The organism is Paracraurococcus lichenis, assembly GCF_030657435.1.
GTDB classification, from domain to species: Bacteria; Pseudomonadota; Alphaproteobacteria; order Acetobacterales; family Acetobacteraceae; genus Paracraurococcus; species Paracraurococcus lichenis.
Window position 1 is genome coordinate 37,665 of sequence record NZ_JAUTWS010000028.1, and the last position, 21,483, is coordinate 59,147.

At 72.5% G+C, this 21,483-nt stretch carries 19 protein-coding genes, 1 tRNA gene and 1 pseudogene; 6 read left to right on the forward strand and 15 right to left on the reverse strand.

The window, feature by feature from the left end; genetic code table 11:
• The first annotated feature begins 41 nt into the window (after nt 1-41).
• Nucleotides 42-1,187, forward strand: coding sequence for an alpha/beta hydrolase (locus Q7A36_RS23870; RefSeq protein ID WP_305106267.1), 1,146 nt, complete (start codon nt 42-44; stop codon nt 1,185-1,187).
• A 24-nt stretch (nt 1,188-1,211) separates the two neighbouring features.
• Here the strand turns inward: Q7A36_RS23870 and Q7A36_RS23875 are convergent, their stop codons facing one another.
• The 5 genes and pseudogenes from Q7A36_RS23875 to Q7A36_RS23895 form a co-directional block, all read right to left on the reverse strand.
• Nucleotides 1,212-1,577: a DUF202 domain-containing protein gene (locus tag Q7A36_RS23875; RefSeq protein ID WP_305106268.1), complete on the reverse strand. Its 366-nt coding sequence runs from the start codon at nt 1,575-1,577 to the stop codon at nt 1,212-1,214.
• A gap of 26 nt (nt 1,578-1,603) precedes the next feature.
• Complete coding sequence (locus tag Q7A36_RS23880; RefSeq protein ID WP_305106269.1) at nt 1,604-2,689, reverse strand: SPL family radical SAM protein; 1,086 nt, start codon at nt 2,687-2,689, stop codon at nt 1,604-1,606.
• Nucleotides 2,690-2,714: 25 nt separating this feature from the next.
• Nucleotides 2,715-3,770, reverse strand: a complete 1,056-nt coding sequence (locus tag Q7A36_RS23885; protein WP_305106300.1) for a spore photoproduct lyase family protein — start codon at nt 3,768-3,770, stop codon at nt 2,715-2,717.
• Nucleotides 3,771-4,004: 234 nt separating this feature from the next.
• Nucleotides 4,005-4,124 (reverse strand): annotated as a pseudogene (locus Q7A36_RS23890) (ATP-binding protein); the annotation flags it as partial.
• Between the two features lie 294 nt (nt 4,125-4,418).
• Nucleotides 4,419-4,509 (reverse strand) — tRNA-Ser (locus Q7A36_RS23895).
• A gap of 157 nt (nt 4,510-4,666) precedes the next feature.
• Between Q7A36_RS23895 and Q7A36_RS23900 the strand changes: the two genes are divergently transcribed.
• The gene (locus Q7A36_RS23900; RefSeq protein ID WP_305106270.1) at nt 4,667-5,758 is read left to right on the forward strand and encodes a TRAP transporter substrate-binding protein; all 1,092 of its coding nucleotides are present in this window, start codon (nt 4,667-4,669) and stop codon (nt 5,756-5,758) included.
• A gap of 175 nt (nt 5,759-5,933) precedes the next feature.
• Here the strand turns inward: Q7A36_RS23900 and Q7A36_RS23905 are convergent, their stop codons facing one another.
• The 7 genes from Q7A36_RS23905 to Q7A36_RS23935 form a co-directional block, all read right to left on the reverse strand.
• Complete coding sequence (locus tag Q7A36_RS23905; protein WP_305106271.1) at nt 5,934-7,304, reverse strand: HlyD family type I secretion periplasmic adaptor subunit; 1,371 nt, start codon at nt 7,302-7,304, stop codon at nt 5,934-5,936.
• The gene (locus tag Q7A36_RS23910) at nt 7,291-8,985 is read right to left on the reverse strand and encodes an ATP-binding cassette domain-containing protein (protein WP_305106272.1); all 1,695 of its coding nucleotides are present in this window, start codon (nt 8,983-8,985) and stop codon (nt 7,291-7,293) included. The genes Q7A36_RS23905 and Q7A36_RS23910 overlap by 14 nt, the downstream gene beginning before the upstream one ends.
• Entirely contained in the window at nt 8,982-10,715 is a 1,734-nt protein-coding gene (locus tag Q7A36_RS23915; RefSeq protein WP_305106273.1) for an ATP-binding cassette domain-containing protein, read from the reverse strand. The genes Q7A36_RS23910 and Q7A36_RS23915 overlap by 4 nt, the downstream gene beginning before the upstream one ends.
• Before the next feature lie 5 nt (nt 10,716-10,720).
• Nucleotides 10,721-11,443, reverse strand: coding sequence for a hypothetical protein (locus Q7A36_RS23920; protein WP_305106274.1), 723 nt, complete (start codon nt 11,441-11,443; stop codon nt 10,721-10,723).
• A 31-nt stretch (nt 11,444-11,474) separates the two neighbouring features.
• Nucleotides 11,475-12,719, reverse strand: a complete 1,245-nt coding sequence (locus Q7A36_RS23925; RefSeq protein WP_305106275.1) for a glycosyltransferase family 4 protein — start codon at nt 12,717-12,719, stop codon at nt 11,475-11,477.
• Nucleotides 12,719-14,917: a glycosyltransferase gene (locus tag Q7A36_RS23930; protein WP_305106276.1), complete on the reverse strand. Its 2,199-nt coding sequence runs from the start codon at nt 14,915-14,917 to the stop codon at nt 12,719-12,721. The genes Q7A36_RS23925 and Q7A36_RS23930 overlap by 1 nt, the downstream gene beginning before the upstream one ends.
• A 109-nt stretch (nt 14,918-15,026) precedes the next feature.
• Nucleotides 15,027-16,028: an NAD-dependent epimerase/dehydratase family protein gene (locus Q7A36_RS23935; RefSeq protein ID WP_305106277.1), complete on the reverse strand. Its 1,002-nt coding sequence runs from the start codon at nt 16,026-16,028 to the stop codon at nt 15,027-15,029.
• Between the two features lie 180 nt (nt 16,029-16,208).
• Here Q7A36_RS23935 and Q7A36_RS23940 point away from each other — a divergent pair, with 180 nt between their 5' ends.
• Complete coding sequence (locus Q7A36_RS23940) at nt 16,209-17,579, forward strand: nucleotide sugar dehydrogenase (RefSeq protein WP_305106278.1); 1,371 nt, start codon at nt 16,209-16,211, stop codon at nt 17,577-17,579.
• Here Q7A36_RS23940 and Q7A36_RS23945 read toward each other — a convergent pair.
• Nucleotides 17,576-17,950: a nuclear transport factor 2 family protein gene (locus tag Q7A36_RS23945; protein WP_305106279.1), complete on the reverse strand. Its 375-nt coding sequence runs from the start codon at nt 17,948-17,950 to the stop codon at nt 17,576-17,578. The two genes, Q7A36_RS23940 and Q7A36_RS23945, sit on opposite strands and share 4 nt — an antisense overlap.
• 120 nt (nt 17,951-18,070) lie before the next feature.
• Between Q7A36_RS23945 and Q7A36_RS23950 the strand changes: the two genes are divergently transcribed.
• Together Q7A36_RS23950 and Q7A36_RS23955 are read left to right on the forward strand one after the other, a co-directional pair.
• Nucleotides 18,071-18,382, forward strand: coding sequence for a DUF1244 domain-containing protein (locus Q7A36_RS23950; RefSeq protein ID WP_305106280.1), 312 nt, complete (start codon nt 18,071-18,073; stop codon nt 18,380-18,382).
• A 176-nt stretch (nt 18,383-18,558) separates the two neighbouring features.
• Nucleotides 18,559-18,858 (forward strand): DUF2312 domain-containing protein, encoded by a 300-nt coding sequence (locus Q7A36_RS23955; RefSeq protein ID WP_305106281.1) that lies wholly within the window; start codon nt 18,559-18,561, stop codon nt 18,856-18,858.
• A 150-nt stretch (nt 18,859-19,008) separates the two neighbouring features.
• Here the strand turns inward: Q7A36_RS23955 and Q7A36_RS23960 are convergent, their stop codons facing one another.
• A complete protein-coding gene (locus Q7A36_RS23960; RefSeq protein ID WP_305106282.1) occupies nt 19,009-19,857 on the reverse strand; it encodes a universal stress protein in 849 nt (282 codons plus the stop codon).
• A gap of 182 nt (nt 19,858-20,039) precedes the next feature.
• Nucleotides 20,040-20,954 (reverse strand): cysteine synthase A, encoded by a 915-nt coding sequence (gene cysK, locus Q7A36_RS23965; RefSeq protein ID WP_305106283.1) that lies wholly within the window; start codon nt 20,952-20,954, stop codon nt 20,040-20,042.
• A 164-nt stretch (nt 20,955-21,118) separates the two neighbouring features.
• On the opposite strand from cysK, the gene Q7A36_RS23970 reads away from it, so the two are divergent.
• Nucleotides 21,119-21,481 (forward strand): c-type cytochrome, encoded by a 363-nt coding sequence (locus Q7A36_RS23970; RefSeq protein ID WP_305106284.1) that lies wholly within the window; start codon nt 21,119-21,121, stop codon nt 21,479-21,481.
• Nucleotides 21,482-21,483: the final 2 nt, after the last annotated feature.

Genomic DNA, 21,483 nt, shown 5'->3' on the forward strand with positions numbered 1-21,483 from the left:
GCCCCGGGCGGCCGGAGACCCGCCGGAGGAGGGAGGAGGCAATGCCGATCAAGGTCTTCTTCGCCACCAACCGGGCCGGGCCGCTCCCCACGCCGGTCGGCACGCGGGACCGGGCCGACCACCTCCGCTTCGGGGAGGCGGAGGTGGAGGCGAAGGACTGGCTCGGCACGGAGCTGGACCGCCGCGTCCTGGCGATCCGCGAGACGGGAACCCTGTTCCTGTCGGATGCCTCGCCCGCGCCGGCGGCATCGGCTGCCCTGCAGGCCTGGTTCGCGGCAGCGGCGGAGGGCGTGCCGCTGCTGCTGGTGCACGGCTTCGCCAATGGATTCGAGGGCACGCTCAAGCGCGCGGCGCAGATCGTGCAGTTCTACGAGGGCGGTGACCCCGCGGTGCAGCTCGTGCCGCTGGTCTTCGCCTGGCCCTCGCTTGGCACCACCCTCGGCGCGCTGCAGAGCCTCGACACCGCCGAGAAGCCCTATCACGACGACCAGACGATGGCCGCGGCGAGTGGCCCGGCGCTCGCCCGCCTGCTGCACGAGATCCTGCTGGCGCGGCCGGCGGCAGGCACGGCCGCGGATGGCCTGACGCTGCTGGCGCACAGCATGGGCAACTGGGTCCTGCACCATGCGCTCGCCGCGCTCGGCTATGCGCCGCTGGCGGGGCCGTTCCGGCACGCCCTGCAGATGGCGGCGGATGCGGACTGGCAGGTCTGGGCGCCGGGCCAGCCGCTGCGCAGGCTCGCCACGCTGGCCCAGGCCGTCACGATCGGCACCAATGCCGACCCGGTCCTGCAGACGGTCAGCGGCATCGCCAATCATGGGGGCAAGCGCCTCGGCCATTACGGGCCGCTGCATCTGGGATCGCTGCCCGCCAGTGTCACGGTGCTGGATTGCCTCGACGGCATCAACGGGGTGGACACGGCCCGGATCAAGTCCCAGGGCGGCACCGAGTGGGACTCGATCTGGCACCAGTACTACCGCAACAACCAGAACGTCCGCGCCTACCTGACCGCGGTCTTCGCCGGCGCCGGGACCGCGGAACTCGACGCCATGCGCTTGGCGCTGGCACCCGCGGAGCGGTGGTCCGATGGCGACGGTTCGCCGGGCATGGGCCGTGGCCGGACGCATGCCCTGCTGCCGGTGATGTTCCAGGATACGGGGCCGCCGCCGACCCAGGGCATCGCCTGACCGGCCGGCACCGGCCGGGGGAGGTCAGGTCCCGCCTGTCCGCCCGAACCAGACGCCGAGCAGCGCGCCGAGCGAGACCAGCAGCAGCCCGCCATTCACCACCACCAGCACCCAGGGCGGGATGCGCCAGACATCCGAACGCTCGGGTGAATCATGGCCCGGCTTCAGGTCGCGCCAGACCGCGACCGCGAAGCAGAAGGCGGAGAAGAGGACCAGCAGCGAGGCCTCGAACAGGATGATCCATTCATGCACCACGCCGCCCAGCGTGGTCTTGGCGCCGACGCCCGCCGCCAGCGCGACCAAGCCGGTGCGGACCCAGGCGGCATAGGTGCGCTCGGCCGCCAGGACGGTGCGGTCGGCGGCATAGGGAACGCGGGGATCGTCGCTCATGGCGGCGGCAACGCGCGGGGGCGCGCTCAGGTCCAGTAGAGCTGCCGCGCCTGCGGCAGGTGGCGTGCCAGGCTCGCCTCCAGCGCGGCGCGCAGCTCCGCCACCGTCTCGCGCGGAAAAACCCATTTCACGCCGCCGAATTTCGTCGTCTTCCGGCTGCGCTGCGCCTCGTCCATCTCGAGCGCGCTGCCCGGATACCAGCCGCGCAGCACCGCGCGCGAGCCCTCGGTGAAGCGGTGGGTGACGAGCTCGACCGTCAGGTCCGGGTCCGGCACGCCGTCGAGCGCCGCGGCGCAATCGGCGAAGAGCCGGTCATAGGCCGCCTGCCAGTCCGGCACGGGCATGATGGGGGCGACCGTCAGCCCGATGCGGTAGCCCGCCAGCGCTGCCTGCCGCAGGGCCGAGAGGCGCTGCGCCATGCGCGGCGCGCCGCCCTCGAAGCGCTCGGCGCCGCCGGCATTGACGGAGAAGCGGATGCGCGTCCGGCGCGCGTGCGGCAGGTCCAGCAGCGGCACGACCGCGTCGTATTTCGTGGTGAAGCGGAGCTGCACCGCCGCGTCCCAGGCGCCGAAGAACCGGATCGTCGTGGCGAGGGCGCCGGTGATGTGCTCCAGCCCCAGCGGGTCGGTGTAGCAGGATCCTTCGAAGGTCGTGCCCTCCGCGGCGCGGGCGGCGCTGCGCGAGGTGACCTGCCCCTGGCCGAGCAGCGGCGTCAGTTCCGCCAGGATCTCCGGCAGGTTGGCATGGGCGCGGATGATCGGCGGCCCGGCCAGCGAGCCCGCGAGGTAGCAGTACTGGCAATGCGCCGGGCAGCCGGTGGCGAGGTCGAAGCGCCAGTCGGCGGAGGGCGGGATGGGCTGCGGCTTCCGCTTGGACGGCGGGGCGACGACCACCGCCATCGTCGTCTTGGCGTCGCGATAGGCCTCGGGCAGGCTGGTCAGCCGGTCGCCCGGGAGGCGCACCACCTCGGCGCCGAGTGCCGCGGCGCGCTCCGCCATGGCCTCGCCCTCGGCCCAGGAGAGGGCGGCGCGGGTCGCCAGCACGCGCTTCGGCACCCAGGGCCGGGCGGGGGCGACATGGCTCGGGCCGGCGGATTCAGCCCTGCGGACCATGCGGTCCTCCGGGCATCGAACCGCTTCAAAAGGCATAGCGCACCCGGCAATAGGGCATGCGGGCGGCCAGCAGGTCGCGGAAGCGCTGGAGCCAGCGGCCCTTCCAGCCCGTGCGGTAGCGCAGGTTGGCGGCGCCGGTCTCGCTCCGCTTCTCCTCCTGGATGTCGGGGCGCCAGAGCACCTCCTCCGCCTTCGGGTGCCAGGCGAGGTTGACCTCGTGCAGCGCGGCGTTGTGGGTCAGCATGATGATTTCGGCGGCGAGCCGGTCCTTCACCGCCGCGGGCAGCGTGGCGTCCAGCTCCTCGAACAGCGCGCCCCACTCGGCCTCCCAGCCCTCCCGCAGCACGACGGGGGAGAAGTTCACCTGCACCTCGTAGCCGGCGCGGTGCAGGTCCGGCAGGGCGGCGATGCGCTCGGCGACCGGGGCGGCGCGGATGTCGAGCAGCTTCGCCAGGCCATGCGGCATCAGCGACATGCGGATGCGCGTGCGGCCCTGCGGGTCGTAGCCGAGCAGGTCGGGATTCACCCATTTGGTGGCGAAGCTGCCCTTGGCATTGGGCAGGCTGCGGAACAGCGCGACGAGGTCGCGGACATTGTCGGAGACCAGGGCATCGACCGAGAGGTCGCCATTCTCCCCGAGGTCGTAGACCCAGTCCCGCGGGTCCACCTGGTTCGGCGCCGCCTTCGGACCGAGCGTCGCGGCGTGGCGGGCGGTCGCGGCGAGGATCTCCTCGATATTGGCGAAGACGCTGATCGGGTTTGCGTGCCCCTTGCGCCGCGCGACGTAGCAATAGGCGCAGGCGATCGCACAGCCATTGGAGGTGGAGGGCGCGATGAAGTCGGCGCTGCGGCCGTTCGGGCGGAAGGCGAGGCCCTTCTTCACGCCGAGGACCAGCACCTCCCGCTTCGGCCGCAGGAAGTCCTCGGGGTCACCCTCCCGCAGTTCGGGGATGCGCCAGTGCGATTGGACCGGGATGCGCTCGGCCGCCGGGAAGCGGTCCAGGACCTGCCGGCCGCGCGGCAGACCGGCGGCGGCGGGCTCGAGATAGATGCGGCGGATGTCGAGGAGCGGGGCCGTCATGCCTCGGGATATCGGGCCGTAGTCGCCGATGTCATCCAGGGAAGTCCCAAAGGGGTCGTGCAAGATCCGACCCTGCGATACCAGCCAGCATTGATCCTGACCTGTCGCTTCAGCGAGCCGCTGCCAAGCCCCCGTGGATGCGTATTCCGGTGATGTCGGCCGCCTGTTCCGCATGATCTCGGCTGGGGTGGCGTTCGTCCGCGGGCGGGTGGCTGTCTCCCTAGGATGCCCGTTCCGGCGCAGGATGTCGCCGCGCAGTTGGATGCGGTGGGCGTTGTGGACCAGGCGGTCGAGGTTGGCGTCAGCCAGGGTAGGGCTGCCGGTGATCAGATCGTGCCAGCGGACCACCGGCACCAAGTGATCCGCTACAATGAACGCAATCCGGACCAACTTACAGGTGGCGGAGCGCCTTGCTTTCCATGGCTTTGTTTCTATATTGCACAGAAAGCGGGTGAAAGTGGGCAGTAGATGTTGGCGCCCGCCCTTACCCGCCCTTTTACCGGGTCACTGTCCCGCCGCCTGCTAACGGCGTGCGACGATGTTGACTGGTAGCTCCGGCTCTTCTGGCGTCAGGCGCTTGCTATGGCGGCGTGTTCTCCCCGGGTTCGCGGCCTCAGCGGCTGGAGAGGAGAGACCCCGAATCCAGTGTGGCGGACAGGGTGGGATTCGAACCCACGATACGCTTTTGACGTATACGCACTTTCCAGGCGCGCGCCTTCGACCGCTCGGCCACCTGTCCGTCGCGCGGGGCCTGTCTCCGGGCTCCCGCGAGGGCGCGGACCATAGTGGCCCGGCCCGCCGAGAGCAACCCGCCATTGCGCAACGAAAGCCCCTTTTCCGCCGCCCGCTTCCATGGTTCCTGCCGCCTCCGCAGTCACCCGGAAGGTCCAAGACCCATGCAACGTCGCGCCATCCTCCGCCGCAGCGCGCTCGCCGCCGGCGCCGCCGCCCCGCTGGCGGCCCCCGCTGTCGGGCAGGCCCAGTCCCCCGCGCTCCGCTGGCGCCTGACCAGCAGCTACCCGACCAGCCTCGATGCCATCCACGGCGCAGCGCATGTCTTCGCCCGGACGGTCGCGGAACTCACCGAGGACCGCTTCCAGATCCGCGTCTTCGGCCCGGGCGAGGTGGTGCCGGCGCTGCAGGCGCTGGATGCGGTCCAGGCCGGCACGGTGGAGTGCTGCCACACCACCGCCTCCTTCTACATCGGCAAGAGCCCGGCCTTCGCCTTCGCCACCGGCGTGCCCTTCGGCCTCAACACCCGGCAGCAGAATGCCTGGATGTATGAGGGCGGCGGGATCGAGCTGCTGAACGAGCTGTTCCGCCAGTACAACGCCTATGCCCTGCCGCTCGGTACCACCGGCGCGCAGATGGGCGGCTGGTTCCGCAAGGAGATCCGGACGGTCGAGGACCTCAAGGGCCTCAAGATGCGCATCGCCGGCCTCGGCGGCACGGTGCTCTCGCGCGTCGGCGGCGTGCCGCAGCAGCTCGCCGGCGGCGATCTCTACCCGGCGCTGGAGCGCGGGACGATCGACGCCGTCGAATGGCTCGGCCCCTATGACGACGAGAAGCTCGGCTTCAACAAGGTCGCGCCCTTCTACTACTACCCCGCCTGGTGGGAGGGCGCGGCGAACACCACCTTCGTCGCCAACCACGACCAGTGGGCCGCGCTGCCGAAATCCTACCAGGCCGCCATCCGCACCGCCTGCGCCGAGGCGACGCACTGGATGGTGGCGCGCTACGACACGCGCAATGCCGATGCGCTGCGCCGCCTCGTCGGTGCCGGCACCCAGCTCCGCGCCTTCCCGCGCGAGGTGATGGATGCCTGCTACCGCGAGGCCCTGGCGCTGGAGCAGGAGACCGCGGCGAAGAGCCCGGAATACCGCAAGATCTACGAGAACTGGTCGAAGGCCCGCGACGACATGCGCGCCTGGTTCCGCGTCGCGGAGTTGACCTTCGACAACTACCTGGCGCAGGCGAGCCGCCGGTAGCGAGAAGGCCCGGCGGGTCGCCCCGCCGGGCCGCCCGCCCATGCCGGCCAGCATGGCCTTATGATTGGCGCGCAGCCGCCACACCGGGCTCCCATCGCAGCCAAGCAGCGATGGGGACCCGGCAACCCTGCGCGCGATACCGGCCCACAGAAGTCACGACGTCTGCAGGCCAGTATCAGTCGCGGAAGGCGCGCCGCGCCGCGTGGCGGAACGGCGTCCAGAAATAGCTCAGCGGGGTGCGGTCCTCGCCGAGCACGTAAATCTCCACCGGCATGCCGGCGAAGAGCCTGACATCGGGGAAGCGCGCCAGCGCCTCCGGCGCCAGCTCCGCCCGCACGGTGTAGAACTGCGCGCCGTTCTGGTTCGTGCTGATGTCGGGCGCCACATGGATCAGCCGGCCGGGCAGCACCGGCAGCTCACGCATGCGGTAGGCCGTCAGGCGGAGATTGGTCCGCTGGCCGACCGCCACCTGCTCGATATCCGTCGGCTGGACCTGCCCTTCGACGATCAGCCGGTCATGCGCCGGGACCAGTTCCAGGATGGGCTGGCCGGCGCCGATGCTGCTGCCCGGCGAGAACATCTGGATGTTCGTCACCCGCCCTGCCTCGGGCGCCACCACCTCCCGCCGCGTCAGGATGTCCTGCGCGGCGCGGAGCTGCTGCGCCGCCGCGGCAACGGCCGCTTCCGTCGTCTGCACGTCGTTGGCGATGTCCGACAGCCGGGTGAAGCGCAGCGAGGCGAGCTGCTTCTCCGCCTGCGCCATCGCCTCGCGGAACTGCGTCTCCTGCGCGCCGGCGGAGCCGACGGTCGCGCCGAACATCGCCTCGTCGCGCTGCAGCTCCAGCACCGAGAAGCGGGAGGCGAAGCCCTGCACCAGCAGCCGGCTGAGGCCGGCGATCTGCTCGCGCACGGAGCGGAGCTGGCGCTCGGCGCCCTCCTTCTGCGCGCGCGCGCCGAGCATCTGCTCGCGCGCCTGGGTGACCTGCTTCTCCTGCGCCGCCACCTGGCTGTCGAAATTCGCCCAGCGCGCGGCGAAGAAGGCGCGCTCGGCCTCGAGGAAGACGGCGATCGCCGGGTCGGCGGCCGCGGCCTTCTCCAGGTCGGCCGGGAAGGACAGGCCGCGCCGGTCGTCCTGCTCGGCACGCAGCCGGGCGATGCGGGCGCGGCCGCTCCAGAAGGCGGCCTTGGCCTGGTCGGCCGCGGTCTCGGCCTGGGTCACATCGAGCAGGGCGAGGGTCTGCCCGGCCTCGACGGAACTGCCCTCCTTCACCATGAGCCGGCGCAGGATACCCGGCTCGAGCAGCGTCACCGTCTTCCGCTTGCCCTCGGGGATGAGCTGCCCGGTGCCGAGGACCGCCTGCTCGATATGCGTCATGGTCGCCCAGCCGCCGAGCGGCAGCAGGGTGACGGTGAGCGCGAGCAGGGCGCGGCGGGCGAGCCGGCCGACCGGCGGGGTGCGGATCGCCGCCTCGAGCTGCGCCTCGAGCGTCGGGCGCGGGAGCGGGGAGGGGAGCGGGATGGCCCCGCCGTGTTCAATGAGCTGCAAGGCCGGTCTCCTGCATGGCGGCGCCGGGGCGCAGCGACTGCGCCTCCCAGGCACCCTTGGGGCCGAGGGTGAGGCGGATATCGGCGACATCCGACCAGGTCAGGGGCTCGTGCGTGACGACCAGCACCACGCCGCCGCGGGCGCGGGTGCGTTCGACCGCCGCGCGCATCTCCGTCCGGGCCGAGCCGTCGAGCCCGACCTCGGGCTCGTCCAGCACCAGCAGCGCCGGGTCGCCGTAAAGCGCGCGGGCGAGGCCGACCAGCCGCCGCTGCCCGGCCGAGAGGCCTGAGGTATGGCCGGCCGGCGTCTGGTAGCCGAGCGGGAGGCGGCCGATCATCTCGTGTGCGCCGGCGGCGCGGGCCGCCGCCACCACCGCCTCGGGCGCCGCGCCCGGGCCGCGGCCGATATTGCCGAAGACGTCGTCGTCCAGGAGCTGCACGTCCTGCGGCAGGTAGCCGATCCGCGCGCCGAGGCTCTCCCGGTCGCAGCGCAGCGTGTCCTGCCCGTCGAGCAGCACGCGCCCGTCGGTCGGCGGCAGCAGGCCGAGCACGAGCCGCATCAGCGTGCTCTTGCCGACGCCGTTCGGGCCCTGGACGGTGCAGACCGCGCCCGGCGCCAGGTGCAGCGCGACGCCGCCGACGATCGGGGCTTCGCGCCGCGGCGGATGGAAGGCGACGCCGTCCAGCAGCAGCCCGGCCGGCGCGGCGGGATCGCGCGGCAGCGGCTCCGGCGCGGCCTCCTGGCGCATGACGCGGCGGAGCCGGCGCCAGGCTGCGACGCCGCCGGACCAGTTCTCCCAGGACTGGGTGAGGTGGGAGAAGGGCTGCAGCGCATTCCCGCTGAGGAAGTAGACGCTGACCAGCATGCCGGCCGTCGCCGCCTGCTCGAACAGCAGCAGGCACACATAGACGAAGACCGCCATCTGGATCAGGTCGTGCAGCAGGTGCTCGATGGCCTGCACCGCCTTCGCCCGGTCGCGCGCGGCCTCGTCGAGCGCCAGCGCCGCGCCGTAGCGGTGCTGCCAGCGGGCGAGCGTCGCCGGCACCAGCCCGAGGCCGCGGACCAGGTCCGGGTGGGAGAGCTGGCTGCTCAGCTCGACCGCGCTGTCGCTGAGGGCCCGCGCGCCGGCCCTGGCCGCCGGATCGGCGACGCGGTGGACGAGCAGGCCGAGGCCGCCGACAGCCGCGGCGCCGCCGAGGCCGAAGAGGCCGAGTCCGGTATCGAGGCAGAACATGATGGCGATCGCCACCACCGCCCCGATCAGCTCGAGGAAGAGCAGCACCGAGCGGTTGGCGAAGAAGGACTGCACCCTCGAGATCTCACGCAGCACCGCGGTGCCCTGGGCGGTGTCGGTGCGCACCGCGTTGCGGACCGCGGCCTGCAGCGCCTCGACCTGCAGGGTGATCCCGAGCCGCTCGGCGATCGCGCCGAGGATGGCCGAGCGCAGATGGCCATAGCCCGCGCACATGACGACGATCAGGGCATAGAGCCCGGCGAAGGCGATGGCAGTCGCGCCATTCCGCGTGTCCATCACGCCGTCGCTGATGTGCTTCATGACCAGCAGGAAGGCCAGGAAGGCGAGCTGGCTGGCGACCGTCAGCAGCACCAGGGCCAGCACCGCGCCCGGCGTGACGCCGACATCCCGCAGCCGCAGCCCGGGATTGCGGAGGGCGGCGCTCATCGGGCGGCCGCCACCGGGCGGCGTGCCCGGTTGCCCCGATGGCTGCGGCCTTCCAGCCGCGGCTGCTCCTCCCCGGTCGGCACCAGGCTGCCCTGGCGGACCGCCAGCACGCGATCGGCGATGGCGATCAGGCTCGGCCGGTGGGTGGTGAAGACCACCGCCGCCCCCTCGTCCCGCAGCCGCCGCAGCAGCCGGCCGACCTCCGCCTCGCCCTCCGCATCCAGGGAGCCGGCGAGCTCGTCGAGCAGCAGCACCTGCGGGCGGCCATAGAGCGCGCGGGCGAGCGCGATGCGGTGGCGCTGGCCCATGGAGAGCTGGTGGTTCTGCACCAGCGGCGTCGCATAGCCGAGCGGCAGGCCGATGATGGTCTCATGCGCGCCGGCGCGGCGCGCGGCCTCGATCACCTCGGGCATGTCGGGATCCTCCAGCCTGGCGATCGCCTCGGCGACGGTGGCGCGGGAGAGCTGCGGATCCTGCGGCAGGAAGCCGACATGCCGTGCCAGCTCGCGGCGGTCCCACTGGCTCGTGGCATGGCCGTCGAGATAGGCGCCGCCGCCGCCCGGCCGCAGGATGCCCATCAGTAGGCGCAGCAGCGTGCTCTTGCCGCTGCCCGAGGGGCCGATGACGGCGACGATCTCGCCGGCGCCGACCGTCATGTTCAGGTTGCGGAACAGCGCGGGCTGCGGGCCGCGATAGCCGAAGGAGAGATGCTCCGCCGTCAACCGCACCGCCGGGCGCGGGAAGGCGATGCCCTCCGGGATGGCGGCGGTGCTGCGCACCATCTCGCGCAGCCGGCGCCAGGCATCCAGGCCCTCGCTCAGCGTGCGCAGGTTGGCGCCGAGGCCCATGAAGGGCCCGACCACCATGCCGATCACCAGGATCGAGCTGGCGAAGGCCATGTTGACATCCGCGCCCATGAGCATGAGCGCCGCCATGATGAAGAGGATGCTGCCGCGGAACACGCCGTTCAGGACCTCGAGCGCGGTCTTCAGCCGCTCGGCCCGGCGCTCATGCGCCCAGGCCTCGGCCGCGCCCTCGGTCGCCGCCTCCAACCACTGCCGCGAGAGGCGCGGCAGCATGCCCATGGCCAGCACCGCCTCGCCGGAGCGCATGGCATCGGCGGCCAGGCCGAAGGCGCGCACCTTGGCCCGGCCCGCGACGGTGGCGGCACCCTGGCCGGCGCGCGTCATCAGCAGGCTCACCACCGCGCCCAGCACGCAGAAGCCGACCGACAGGACGAAGGCGGCCCAGTGCAGGGCGCAGATGAGGGCGAGCAGCAGCGGCGCCGACAGCAGGCCGACCGCGATATGCGGCAGCTCGCCGGAGAGGGCGCGGCGGATCTGCTCGATCGCCTCGATCGCCGCGTTGGAGAGCACCTCTGGCCGGCCGGCGCGCTGCGAGGTGCAGAGCACGACCGGCACGACCAGCCGCTCCGCGACATAGCGCGAGACGGCGGCGACGGCCCGCTGCTGCAGCAGCTTCAGCACCGTCGCGGCGACCAGGGCGATCACCCAGAAGACGGCGGCGGCGAAGAGCGTGTCGCGGCTCAGCGTGGTCGGGATCAGGGCGAAGAGGCTGGTCTTGTTCATCAGGATGGCGAAGCCGAGCAGCGTGCTCGCCACGCCGAGCCCCAGCATGAGCGTGATCCAGCCGCCGATGACCCGCAGCGTGTCCTCGATGGCCGCGCGCAGCAGCGCCTCCGCCGAGGCGGTCCCGTTCTGGGCTGCCATGCCGGTCAGACCAGGCGATGCGCGATGGCGGCGGCGAGCGCGCCGGCCGAGAGGCTGGCGAGCAGCGCGTAGAGCACGGCCTGCCAGGCATCCACGCCGGTCCTCTGCGGCGGAGGCGCCTCCGCGGCGAGGTCGCCGAGCTGCGAGTCGAGCCGCGTCAGCCACAGCTCGAGCTGCCCGATGCGCGCCTGCAGCGTCTCGCCGACCCGGCCGGCGGATTCGATGACCTCGCCGGGCGGCAGGCGGTCGAGCCGGTCGCGCAGAGTCGCCAGTTCCTGCTTCAGCTCGCGCTGCTCCGTCGCCACGCCGTCCACCATGCGCTGGACGGGGTTGCCGGCCGGCGCCTCCTCGCGCCGCGGCAGGCGGGCGGCGATCTGGAATTCGCGCCCGTCGAGACCGAAGGCGACCACCGTCGCCTCTTGCAGCCGGCCGCGCACCTCCGGGCTCAGCGGCAGGTCGAAGGCATGCGCGCCGTCGCCGATCCCGGCCTTGGCCAGATCGGGGCGCGGGCGGTCGGCGATGCCCTCCGCCACCGTCTCCCCGGCGATGCGCAGCGCGACGGTGACGCGGTGCTCGGGATGGCCGAAATCCCAGGCCCAGCCGAGCAGGCGGTCGGGCGTCATGTTGTCGATGACGCCGCGGACATCGGAGGTGCGGCCCACCAGCTTGGGGCGCTCGGTCACGCGCTCGGCATCCGGGGCGGATGCGCCCGGCTTGGTCATGATCATGCTCGTGGCTTCCCTTCCAGCGGCGGGCGGGTCACGCGGCGCGCGCGCCCAGGGTGTCCCGGTAGAGGTCGAGGTGGCGGCGCGCGGCCTCTTCGACCGACAGCGGCGGGCGGATGCCGGCGACCAGCCGGTCCCAGAGCCCCGCCTGCTCGATGGCCCCGCGCATCACCTGCGCGAGGCCGGCCGGGTCGGCGACCGGGGCATGCAGCCCGTCCACGCCGTCCCGGATCATCTCCGCCATGCCGCCGACATTCCCGCAGATGACGGGGCGGCGGTGGAGGAAGGCTTCCTGCACCACGAGGGGCGCGTTCTCCCACCAGACGGAGGGCACGACGACCCAGTCCACCCGGGCCATCAGCCCGGGCAGCTCGGCCGGGCCATAGGCGCCGCGGTGCCGGGCCTCCGGCGCGGCCTCGAGGCCGGCCTTGAAGCCCTCGCGGAAGCTGTCGGACTGGTAGGCCGCGCCGCCATGCAGCGTGACGGCATGCGCGACCCCGGCCTTCGACAGGCGGCGCGAGGCCTCGAGCAGCACGAGGCCGCCCTTGAAGCGGTTCACATGGCCGAAGAAGCCGAAGCGGTCGCGCCGCCCGTCCGGCGCCTCCCGGTGCGGTGCGGGCGCGGCCGGCGCGATGCCGTTGCGCATCACCATGACCCGCTGCGCCGGCCAGCCGGCGGCGATGTAGCGCTCGCGGGCGAACTCGCTCGGCGTGAGGATCCGGTCGAAGCCGCCCAGCACGTCGCGCAGCTGCAGGCCGCGCATGACCAGGTCGGCGCCCGTGCGCTGCGGGAAGCAGCCCTGGCAGCGGTCGAGCGTCGGGCCGCCGCAGAGCCGGCCGTCGATGGTCAGCAACTGGCCTTCCTGCGGGCAGAGCGGGAAGAAGTCGTGCGCGGTGAAGATCAGCCTCGCCCGCGGCGCGGCGCGGCGGATCAGGTCCACCGCCTCCACGCCCCATTGCAGGAGGTGGTGGACATGCACGATGTCCGGCCGGAGCTGCTCGATCACCGGGGCGAGGGAGGCGAGGCCGTAGCTGTCGGGCTGGGAGAGGTTGAACCGGTCGAAATTGCCGAGCCAGACGAGCGCCTCGTCCTTCGCCGCGCCGATGCCCTGCAGCAGGGTGCCCGGCCGGCGCTCCCGGTGCGCGCCGGTGACGGCGGCGAGGAAGAGGCCCTCGACGCCGTGCCGGTCGCGCAGGGTGCGGAACAAGCCCTGCGCGAAGACCTCCGTGCCGCCCGGCTGCAGGCCGGGATGGTTGTGGCAGAGGAAGAGCACGCGCATCAGCGGCGCCCCATGCGGGCCATCAGCGCCGCGATGTCGGCATCCCAGCGGCGATGGTGCAGGCCGCGGTTGTAGGTGGCGGCCAGGCTCTTCGTGTAGCCGCCATGGTCGCGGATGGACTGCCGCTCGAAGTGGTAGAGCTCGCTGCTCGGGACATAGCCGATCTCGCCGCCATCGGCGCGCAGCCGGAGGCAGAGGTCGGAATCCTCGTAGTCGCCGATGACGTAGTCGGTGCTGATGCCGCCGACCGCCTTCCAGGCCTCGGTGCGGACGCAGAGCGCGGCGCCGGTCACGCCCGGCACGCGGCGGGCGCGCTGCGCCGCCGGCCAGTCGCGCGGATGGCCCTTGAAGTAGTGGTCGTTGAACCACTCCGCCTCGCCGGGCATGCGCAGGAAATAGAGGCCGGCATGCTGCAGCGAGCCGTCCTCGAAGAGCAGCTTCGGGCCGACCGCCGAGAGCACCTTCTGCCGCCGCAGCGCCTGCAGCATGGGCGCGAGCCAGCCGGGCGCGGCCGGCACGACGTCCGAGTTCAGGAGCAGCAGGACCGGCGCCCGCGCCTCGGCGGCGCCGGCATGGCAGGCGGCGCCGTAGCCGTAGTTGCGCGGCTGGATCACCAGCGTGAGGGGCTGGCGGTAGAGGCGGGAGAGGCCGCGATAGGCGTGCTCCACCTCGTCGCGCTGCTCCGGGCTGTCGAGCACGTAGATCAGCTCGGCCGCGCGCAGGCCGGGATCCCTGGCGAAGGCGGCGAACTGGTGCCGCAGGAAGTGCAGGTTGCGGTAGATCGGGACGATGACGGCGGCGGCGGGGTCGCGGACCGGCTCGCCGATGCGGATCGCCTCCGCCGCGCCGCGGCCGGCCATGACCAGGGCATGCAGCCGCTCGACCGGCGGGGCGATGGCGCGCGCCATCAGCTCGGGCGTCGCATGCGGCGGGGCGATGGCGGAGAGGATGGCGTCGCGCGCCGCCTGCGGATGCAGCAGCCCGGGCGGGGCGACCAGCGTCACCTGCTCGCCGGTGCTGAGGCCGAGGCGGAGCCGCCACTGCGCCGCGGGCTGCGCCGCGCCCTCCGGCAGGTGCAGGGCGAAGCCGGCCCGCGCATCGGCATTGCCGTGCGGCGCGCCGGCGAACTCCTTCACCAGGTCGGGGCGTGGAAAGCGCAGCAGCGCGGCCTGCGGCAGCCGCTGCTCGCCGAAGGGGCTGACCAGCGTCAGGCTGGCGACCAGGCCGAGCGGGTCGCGCAGCCAGCCGCGCAGGAAGACGCCGCCGGCATGGTCGGGCACCGCCAGGTCGAGGCCGGCGCCGAAGGGCTGCCCGGGCGCCGCGTGCTGCCGGGTGCGGGCGATGGGCTGGAGGAGCTGCTGGTCGCGCAGCAGCCGGCGAATCGGCGCCTCGGTCGCGGCGCGGCGTGCCAGCGCGGCCTGGGCGGCGCGCTGCAGGCCGCGCGCCCCCGGTTCCCGGCTGCGGGCGAGCTGGGCGAGGCCCGGCAGCCGCCGGGCGGGCAGGGCGAGGCGGACCAGCTCGCCCCCGGAGGTCAGCAGCCAGCCCCCCTCCGGTCCCGGATCGGGCAGGATGGCGGTGTCGCCCTCCGCCGCGATGCGCTGGATGCGGCGCCGGCCGAGCAGGACGAGCGGCCCGGCGCCGAGACCGGGGGGAAGGGTGACGTACACGGCGTCCTGGCCGCAGCGCACCGCGGCCTGGGCGAGGGGCGCCTCCGCGCCGAGGGCTGCGGCCATGCGCAGGCAGCAGCCGGCGAAGGCGGCATCCTCCGCCGCGCGGAAGATGCCGAGCGCCTTGCCGGTGAGGAAGCGCAGGAGTTGCAGGTGCGCCGCGGGCTCCTCCGTGCCGAGCAGCGCGGCGGCATCCGTGGCGGCCTGCAGTGCGAGCCGGCAGGCCGTGCCGGAGGCGGCCGCGAGGCGCAGCGTCGCCCCTGCCTCCAGCCCCGGCTGGCTGCGGGCGAGCAGCAGGTGCAGCTTCCCGGTGCCGAGCGGGATCGCCTGCCAGGAGAGGGGGGGCCGCAGCGGCCCGGCCGCGCCGGAGAGCGTGGCCTCGGCGAGCCGGTCGATGCCGGGCGCCTCGTGCAGGGCCAGCAGGGACAGTCCCGACGACAGCGCCAGCAGCCCTGCCGTGGCCTGTGCGGCGGCCATGGCGTTCGGCATCGCCAGCCCGTCGGCCGTACCGGTGAGGAGACCCGCGCTCATGCGGGTCTGTTAGGTGGCGATTATTGCCGGTCTCTGGATCGCGAGGTGATTGGTATACGATAGCGGCCGCGGGTTCGCGCCGGGGGCGAGCCGCGCCCGGCCGCGCCGGTCAGATCCCGTAATGCGCCCGGTACCAGGCGACGAAGGCGGTGACGCCGGTCTCGATCCCGGTTGAGGGGACATAGCCGGTCAGTGCCTGCAGCAGGGAGGTGTCGGCCCAGGTCTTCAACACCTCCCCCGGCTGCATCGGCAGGTAGTTCCGCACCGCCTCGCGGCCGCAGGCGCGCTCGATCTCGGCGATGAAGTCCAGCAATTGCACCGGGCTGGCATTGCCGATGTTGACGATGCGGAAGGGCGCCACGGGGCTGATCGAATCGCAGGCCGCCACCGCCCGTCCTGCCTCCGGCACGCAGTCCGCGAGCTTCAGGATGGCGGTGACGAGGTCGTCCACATAGGTGAAGTCGCGCTCCATCCGGCCGTGGTTGTAGACGTCGATCGTCCGGCCATTGAGGATGGCGTCGGTGAACTTGAAGAAGGCCATGTCCGGCCGGCCCCAGGTACCATAGACCGTGAAGAAGCGGAACATGGTGATGGGCTGCCGCCATAGGGCGGCATAGGAATGGCCGATCTGCTCGGTCGCCAGCTTGGTCGCGGCATAGATGTTGAGCGGGGTGGCGACCGCATCCGTCTCCTTGAAGGGCATCTCCGTATTGGCGCCATAGGCGGAACTGGTCGAGGCCATGAGCAGGTGCCGCACCGGCCGGGCCTTCACCGCCTCGAGCAGGGCATAGGTCGCCTGCACGTTGTTGTGGATGTAGCTCTCCGGATGTTCCAGCGCGTAGCGCACGCCGGCCTGGGCGGCGAGGTGGATGACGACCTCCGGTGCCTCGGCCGCCATCACCTCCGCCAGCCGCGTACTGTCCGTCAGGTCGAAGAGATGCGGGGCGAAGCCGGCATGGCGGGCAAGCTCCGCATGCCGCGCCTCCTTCAGCCGCACGTCGTAATAGGGGACCATGGCGTCGATGCCGGCGACGGCATGGCCCGATTCGAGCAGCCGGCGGGACAGATGGAACCCGATGAAGCCGGCGCTGCCGGTAACCAGAACCTTCATTGACCCGCGATCCGCAACCTCTCGGCGCCCAATAGGCCAGAACCCGGCCCGGCGGAATTGCCTGAACATCATTATCACGAATCGGCGAGATCGTGTGGCGTTCTTGGATCAACGGTTGAAACAAGAAGAGTGTTGTCCGACTTGTAGTGTATGCCGGATTCGAATCGACAGTCAGATTTCGTGCTATTCAGCGAAACTCTGCCGTCGCATGAGGCAGGCGCCGCCGCGGGCTGGATCGGCCACCTGGCCGACCGGTTCCGCAGCCGCCGCGCCCGCGTGGCCGTCATCGGGCTGGGCTATGCCGGCCTGCCCATGGCCCTGGCCCTGGCCGAGGCCGGCTTCGCCACCATCGGCATCGATGCCGACCGGGCGCGGCTCGCTCGCCTCGCGGCCGGGGAGACCGGCCTGCGCCATGTGCCCGACCCGACGCTTCGCGCCGCGCAGCGCGCCGGGCGGTTCGAAGCGACCGGGGACTGGTCGCGCCTGGTCGAGGTCGACGCGATCCTGATCTGCGTACCCACGCCGCTGGGCCCGGACGGCACGCCGGACCTTGCCGCGGTGCGGGCGGCGAGCCGATCGGTCGCCTGGCACCTGCATCCCGGCCAGCTCGTGGTGCTGGAATCGACCACCTGGCCCGGCACGACTCGAGAGGTGGTGCGGCCGATCCTGGAGGCGACCGGCCTGCGCTGCGGGGTGGACTTCTTCCTGGCCTATTCGCCGGAGCGCGAGGACCCCGGCAATGCCCGCTTCCGCACCGCCGGCATCCCCCGCGTGGTGGGCGGTGCCGATGCCGCCGCGCTGCACCTGGCCGAGGCGCTCTACGGCGCCGCGGTGGAGCGGACGGTCCCGGTCGCCTCGCTCGAGGCGGCGGAGGCCGTGAAGCTGGCGGAGAACGCCTTCCGGGCGGTCAACATCGCCCTCGCCAACGAGTTGAAGCTGGCCTTCGGCGCCATGGGGATCGATGTCTGGGAGGTGGTGGGCGCCGCCGCCAGCAAGCCCTTCGGCTACATGCCCTTCTGGCCCGGCCCCGGCGTCGGCGGGCACTGCATCCCCGTCGATCCCGTCTACCTGACCTGGCGGGCCCGCGAATCGGGCGCGCAGGCGCGGTTGCTGGAACTCGCGGGCGCGATCAACGCCGCCATGCCGGCCCATGTCGTGGATGTCCTGGAAGGGGCGCTGCGCTGCCGCGGCCGCCGCCTCGCCGGCAGCCGCATCCTGCTGCTCGGCGCCGCCTACAAGCCGGACATCGAGGATGTGCGGGAGAGCCCGGCCCTGGCGCTGATGGCGCTGATCGAGGCGCGCGGCGCCGAGGCGCCCTACCACGATCCCCATGTGGCCGAGTTGCCGCCAATGCCGGGCCACCCGGGCCTGGCCGGCCGCCGCTCCTTGCCCTGGGCGGAGGCGCTGGCCGGCTGCGACGCGGCCGTCATCGTCACCGACCATGACGGGCTGGACTATGCCGGGCTCTGCGCCGCCGCGCCGCTGGTGCTGGATACGCGCAATGCCTGCGCCCGCCGCGGGCTGGCGGGGCCGAACATCGTCGCGGCCTAACGTTCAGGGTCGCCGAGCTCATCCCAGGCCTGCACCGTCAGGTGCCGCGCGATCCGTCCGTCGCGCAGGTCGAGCGTCACCGCCGAGACCACGTGGCAGCCATCCGGATAGGCGCAGCGCTCGACGAAGGCGACGCGGTCCGGCCCGACCACCTCCTCCCCGACCGCATGGGTGGTGGAGCGGCTGCAGACATCCCGCCAGAAGCCGGCGATCGCCGGCCGCCCGAGCAGGCGCATCGGCGCGCTCGGCGGACGGTTGCGGTCCACGATCGTCATCTCCGCATCCTCGGCATAGAGCGAGGCGAGCGCCGCCGGATCGCCGTGCTCCAGCGCCCGGCGCAGGGTCCCGAAGTCGAAGCGCGCGGATGCCATCCTGTCCTCCCTGCGATGCGGCCGGTCCGAGCCGCCCGCATCGGGGGAACGCCGCGCCGGCCGCCTTGTCGCACCCGCCCCGGCGGCCCCACATGGGTGGCAAGACCGGAGGACAAGGCCATGGCCGCACCCGAACTCGACGAGAAGACCCGCACCGAGCTGGAGGCTGCCGCCTTCCGCAAGCTGGTCGCGCACCTGCGCGAGCGCACCGACGTGCAGAACATCGACATGATGAACCTGGCGGGCTTCTGCCGGAACTGCCTGAGCCGCTGGTACCGCGAGGGCGCCGAGGAGCGCGGCCTGCCGCTGGCCGACCCGGACGCGCGCGAGATCATCTACGGCATGCCCTACAAGGAGTGGCAGGCGAAGCACCAGAAGGAAGCGTCGGCGGAGCAGAAGGCGAAATTCGCCGCCGCCAATCCGGGGCACTGACGCGGAGGGGCCGCTGCCCCCCTGACGGGCTCCCTCGCAGGCGCCCGCGCCTGCGACGGCTTCCCCGGCTTTCCGCCGGGGACCCAGGCGCGCCCGGACCGCGGCCCGAGTTTGACGTTGCCCCGGCCGCACGGGCCCGGTACACCCCCGGCCCTTCGGTTGGGGGACCGGACAGCATGAGCGACGTGGAAGAGGAAGCCCGGGAGAGCCGGGCACGCCAGGCGGCGGATCCGGACCCGGAGGTGGGGGGCATCGCGGCCGACCGGCTGCGCAGCATCATCGAGCGCATCGAGCGTCTCGAGGAGGAGCGCAAGGCCCTCGCCAGCGACATCAAGGACATCTTCGCGGAGGCGAAAAGTGCCGGCTTCGACGTGAAGGTCGTCCGCCAGCTCATCTCCATCCGCAGGAAGGAGCCGGCGGAGGTGGAGGAGCAGGAGACGCTGCTTGACCTCTACCGCCGCGCCCTCGGCATGTAACGGAAGGGGCGGGGCCTGCGCCCCGCCCGGCGGCCTGCCGTGCCGTCGGCGGCATGGGCGCCGGCCGCTCCCGGTCACCGGCCTGCCTCGTATGTTGGGCGAGCCGGTTCAGACCTCCGGGCCATCCGGCCCTTCGGTCATCGGCACGCCTCAGTGCGACATCAGCACCGGCACGGTCATGGAGCGCAGCAGCGTCCGGGTGACGCCGCCGAGCACCATCTCCCGCAGCCGGGAATGGCCATAGGCGCCGACGACGATGAGATCGGCCGCGAGGTCGGTCGCCTGGTTCAGCAGCGCATCGCCTTCCGCCCCGATGGCGGCGCTGCCCCGCTCCACCTGCGCCGTCACGCCATGGCGCGCCAGGTGCAGCGCGATGTCGGCGCCGGGCTCCTCGCCATGCGGGTTGGGCGCGGTGGCCGGGTTCACCGCCAGCACCGTCACCCGCTCCGCCGCGGCGAGGATCGGCATCGCGTCATGCACGGCGCGCGTCGCCTCCCGGCTGGCATTCCAGCCCAGCAGCACGCGCCGGCCGACCTCCGCGAACTCGCCGCTGTGCGGCACCACCAGCATGGGGCGCCCGGCGGCGAAGAGCACCTGCTCCAGCGCCAGGCCGGCCCCGGCGACGGGCGAGTCCGGGTCCACCTGCCCGACCACTGTGAGGTCGGCGTAGCGGGCCTGCAGCGCCACCTGCTCCGGCAGCGCGCCCTCGACCATGCGCCACTCGGCGGAGATGCCCTCGCGCCGGACATGCTCGCGGAAGCTCTCCTCGATGCCGCGGGCGGCTTCCAGGCCGTCCTGCCGCATCTGGTCGATGAGTTCGGCCAGCAGGGTACCGCCGCCCCCGCCATCGGCGAGCGCCATCACCGGCAGCACCACGTCCACGACGCAGAGGCCGACCAGATGCGCGCCATGCCGCCGCGCCAGCGCGGTGGCGAGTGCCAGCCGCGCCTGGCTGCGCGGCGAGGCGTCGAGATGGACCAGGATGTCCTTGAGCGGCATGGCGTGCTCCCGGGGGATGTTTCCCCAGTCTGGACCGGTGCGGGCGCGGCGCGTTGACCGGGATCAAGCGCCCCGCCGAAGACTGCGTGATGACCAGGCAGCCTCGCGGCCGCCCCGCCGGCGGTCGGGGCGGGCCGGTCCGGCCCCCTGCGCCCGACGGCGCAGGGGCTATCGGGCGGCGGTCAGGCCGGCAGGAAGTCCGGCACCGACAGGTAGCGCTCGCCCGTGTCGTAGTTGAAGCCGAGCACCCGCGCGCCTTGCGGCAATTCCGGCAGTTTCTGCGCGATGGCCGCGAGCGTCGCGCCGGAGGAGATGCCGACCAGCAGCCCCTCCTGCGTCGCCGAGCGCCGGGCATACTCCTTCGCGTCGTCGGCCGAGACCTGGATCACCCCGTCCAGCAACTGCGTGTGCAGGTTGGCCGGGACGAAGCCGGCGCCGATGCCCTGGATGGGATGCGGGGAGGGCTGGCCGCCGGAGATGACCGGGGAGGCCGCGGGCTCCACCGCGAAGACCTGCAGCTTCGGCCATTTCTCCTTCAGCATCTGGGCGCAGCCGGTGATGTGGCCGCCGGTGCCGACGCCGGTGATCAGCACGTCGATCCCCTCGGGGAAGTCGGCCAGGATCTCCTGCGCCGTGGTCCGGACATGCACCTCGATATTGGCGGGGTTCTCGAACTGTTGGGGGATCCAACCGCCCGGCGTCTGCGCCGCCAGCTCCTCGGCCCGGGCGATCGCGCCCTTCATGCCCTTCTCGCGCGGCGTCAGGTCGAAGCTGGCGCCATAGGCCTGCATCAGGCGCCGCCGCTCGATGGACATGCTCTCCGGCATGACGAGCACCAGCTTGTAGCCCTTCACCGCCGCGGCCATGGCCAGGCCGATGCCGGTATTGCCCGAGGTCGGCTCGATGATGACGCCGCCGGGCTTGAGCTTGCCGTCGCGCTCCGCCGCCTCGATCATGGCGAGGCCGATGCGGTCCTTGATCGAGCCGCCGGGATTGGCGCGTTCCGACTTCACCCAGACCTCGGCCTGCGGGAACAGCCGGCCGAGCCGGATATGCGGCGTGCCGCCGATGGTCTCGAGGACGCTGTTCGCCTTCATACGACGCAACTCCGTGGAATTTTCCCTAGCGAATCGATAATCCACATCCGGTCCGCAGGGAAGGGCACTGTTGCGGACAGGATCGCGTGACCGCCGGGATCCCGGGCGCCGCTGGCGGCATAGTTCCCCCTGGCTACCCTGCGGGAGGATCCTGGATGCGTTCGATGACCCTTTTGGCGTCCGCGCTGCTGCTGCTGCTGCCCGTGGCGGGTCGCGCTGCCGGCGATGCGGAAGCCGGCAAGACCGCCTTCAACCGGCGCTGTGCCGTCTGCCATTCCGTCGCCGAGGGGCAGAACAAGGTCGGCCCCAGCCTGCACGGCGTGGTCGGGCGCGCCTCGGGCTCCGTCGCGGGCTTCAACTACTCGCCGGCCATGAAGTCGGCCGGCAAGACCTGGGACGAGGCAAGCATCGACACCTACCTGCAGGACCCGAAGGCCTATGTCCCCGGCAACCGCATGATCCTGGCGGGCATCAAGGACGAGGCGGAGCGGCAGAACATCATCGCCTATCTGGACACGCAGAAGTAGGC

Coding starts and splice junctions, on each gene's coding strand:
- Q7A36_RS23870 (WP_305106267.1), top strand. CDS start 42: ATGCCGATCAAGGTCTTCTTCGCCACCAACCGGGCCGGGCCGCTCCCC.
- Q7A36_RS23875 (WP_305106268.1), bottom strand. CDS start 1,577: ATGAGCGACGATCCCCGCGTTCCCTATGCCGCCGACCGCACCGTCCTG.
- Q7A36_RS23880 (WP_305106269.1), bottom strand. CDS start 2,689: ATGGTCCGCAGGGCTGAATCCGCCGGCCCGAGCCATGTCGCCCCCGCC.
- Q7A36_RS23885 (WP_305106300.1), bottom strand. CDS start 3,770: ATGACGGCCCCGCTCCTCGACATCCGCCGCATCTATCTCGAGCCCGCC.
- Q7A36_RS23900 (WP_305106270.1), top strand. CDS start 4,667: ATGCAACGTCGCGCCATCCTCCGCCGCAGCGCGCTCGCCGCCGGCGCC.
- Q7A36_RS23910 (WP_305106272.1), bottom strand. CDS start 8,985: ATGAGCGCCGCCCTCCGCAATCCCGGGCTGCGGCTGCGGGATGTCGGC.
- Q7A36_RS23915 (WP_305106273.1), bottom strand. CDS start 10,715: ATGGCAGCCCAGAACGGGACCGCCTCGGCGGAGGCGCTGCTGCGCGCG.
- Q7A36_RS23920 (WP_305106274.1), bottom strand. CDS start 11,443: ATGATCATGACCAAGCCGGGCGCATCCGCCCCGGATGCCGAGCGCGTG.
- Q7A36_RS23925 (WP_305106275.1), bottom strand. CDS start 12,719: ATGCGCGTGCTCTTCCTCTGCCACAACCATCCCGGCCTGCAGCCGGGC.
- Q7A36_RS23930 (WP_305106276.1), bottom strand. CDS start 14,917: ATGAGCGCGGGTCTCCTCACCGGTACGGCCGACGGGCTGGCGATGCCG.
- Q7A36_RS23935 (WP_305106277.1), bottom strand. CDS start 16,028: ATGAAGGTTCTGGTTACCGGCAGCGCCGGCTTCATCGGGTTCCATCTG.
- Q7A36_RS23945 (WP_305106279.1), bottom strand. CDS start 17,950: ATGGCATCCGCGCGCTTCGACTTCGGGACCCTGCGCCGGGCGCTGGAG.
- Q7A36_RS23950 (WP_305106280.1), top strand. CDS start 18,071: ATGGCCGCACCCGAACTCGACGAGAAGACCCGCACCGAGCTGGAGGCT.
- Q7A36_RS23955 (WP_305106281.1), top strand. CDS start 18,559: ATGAGCGACGTGGAAGAGGAAGCCCGGGAGAGCCGGGCACGCCAGGCG.
- Q7A36_RS23960 (WP_305106282.1), bottom strand. CDS start 19,857: ATGCCGCTCAAGGACATCCTGGTCCATCTCGACGCCTCGCCGCGCAGC.
- cysK (WP_305106283.1), bottom strand. CDS start 20,954: ATGAAGGCGAACAGCGTCCTCGAGACCATCGGCGGCACGCCGCATATC.
- Q7A36_RS23970 (WP_305106284.1), top strand. CDS start 21,119: ATGACCCTTTTGGCGTCCGCGCTGCTGCTGCTGCTGCCCGTGGCGGGT.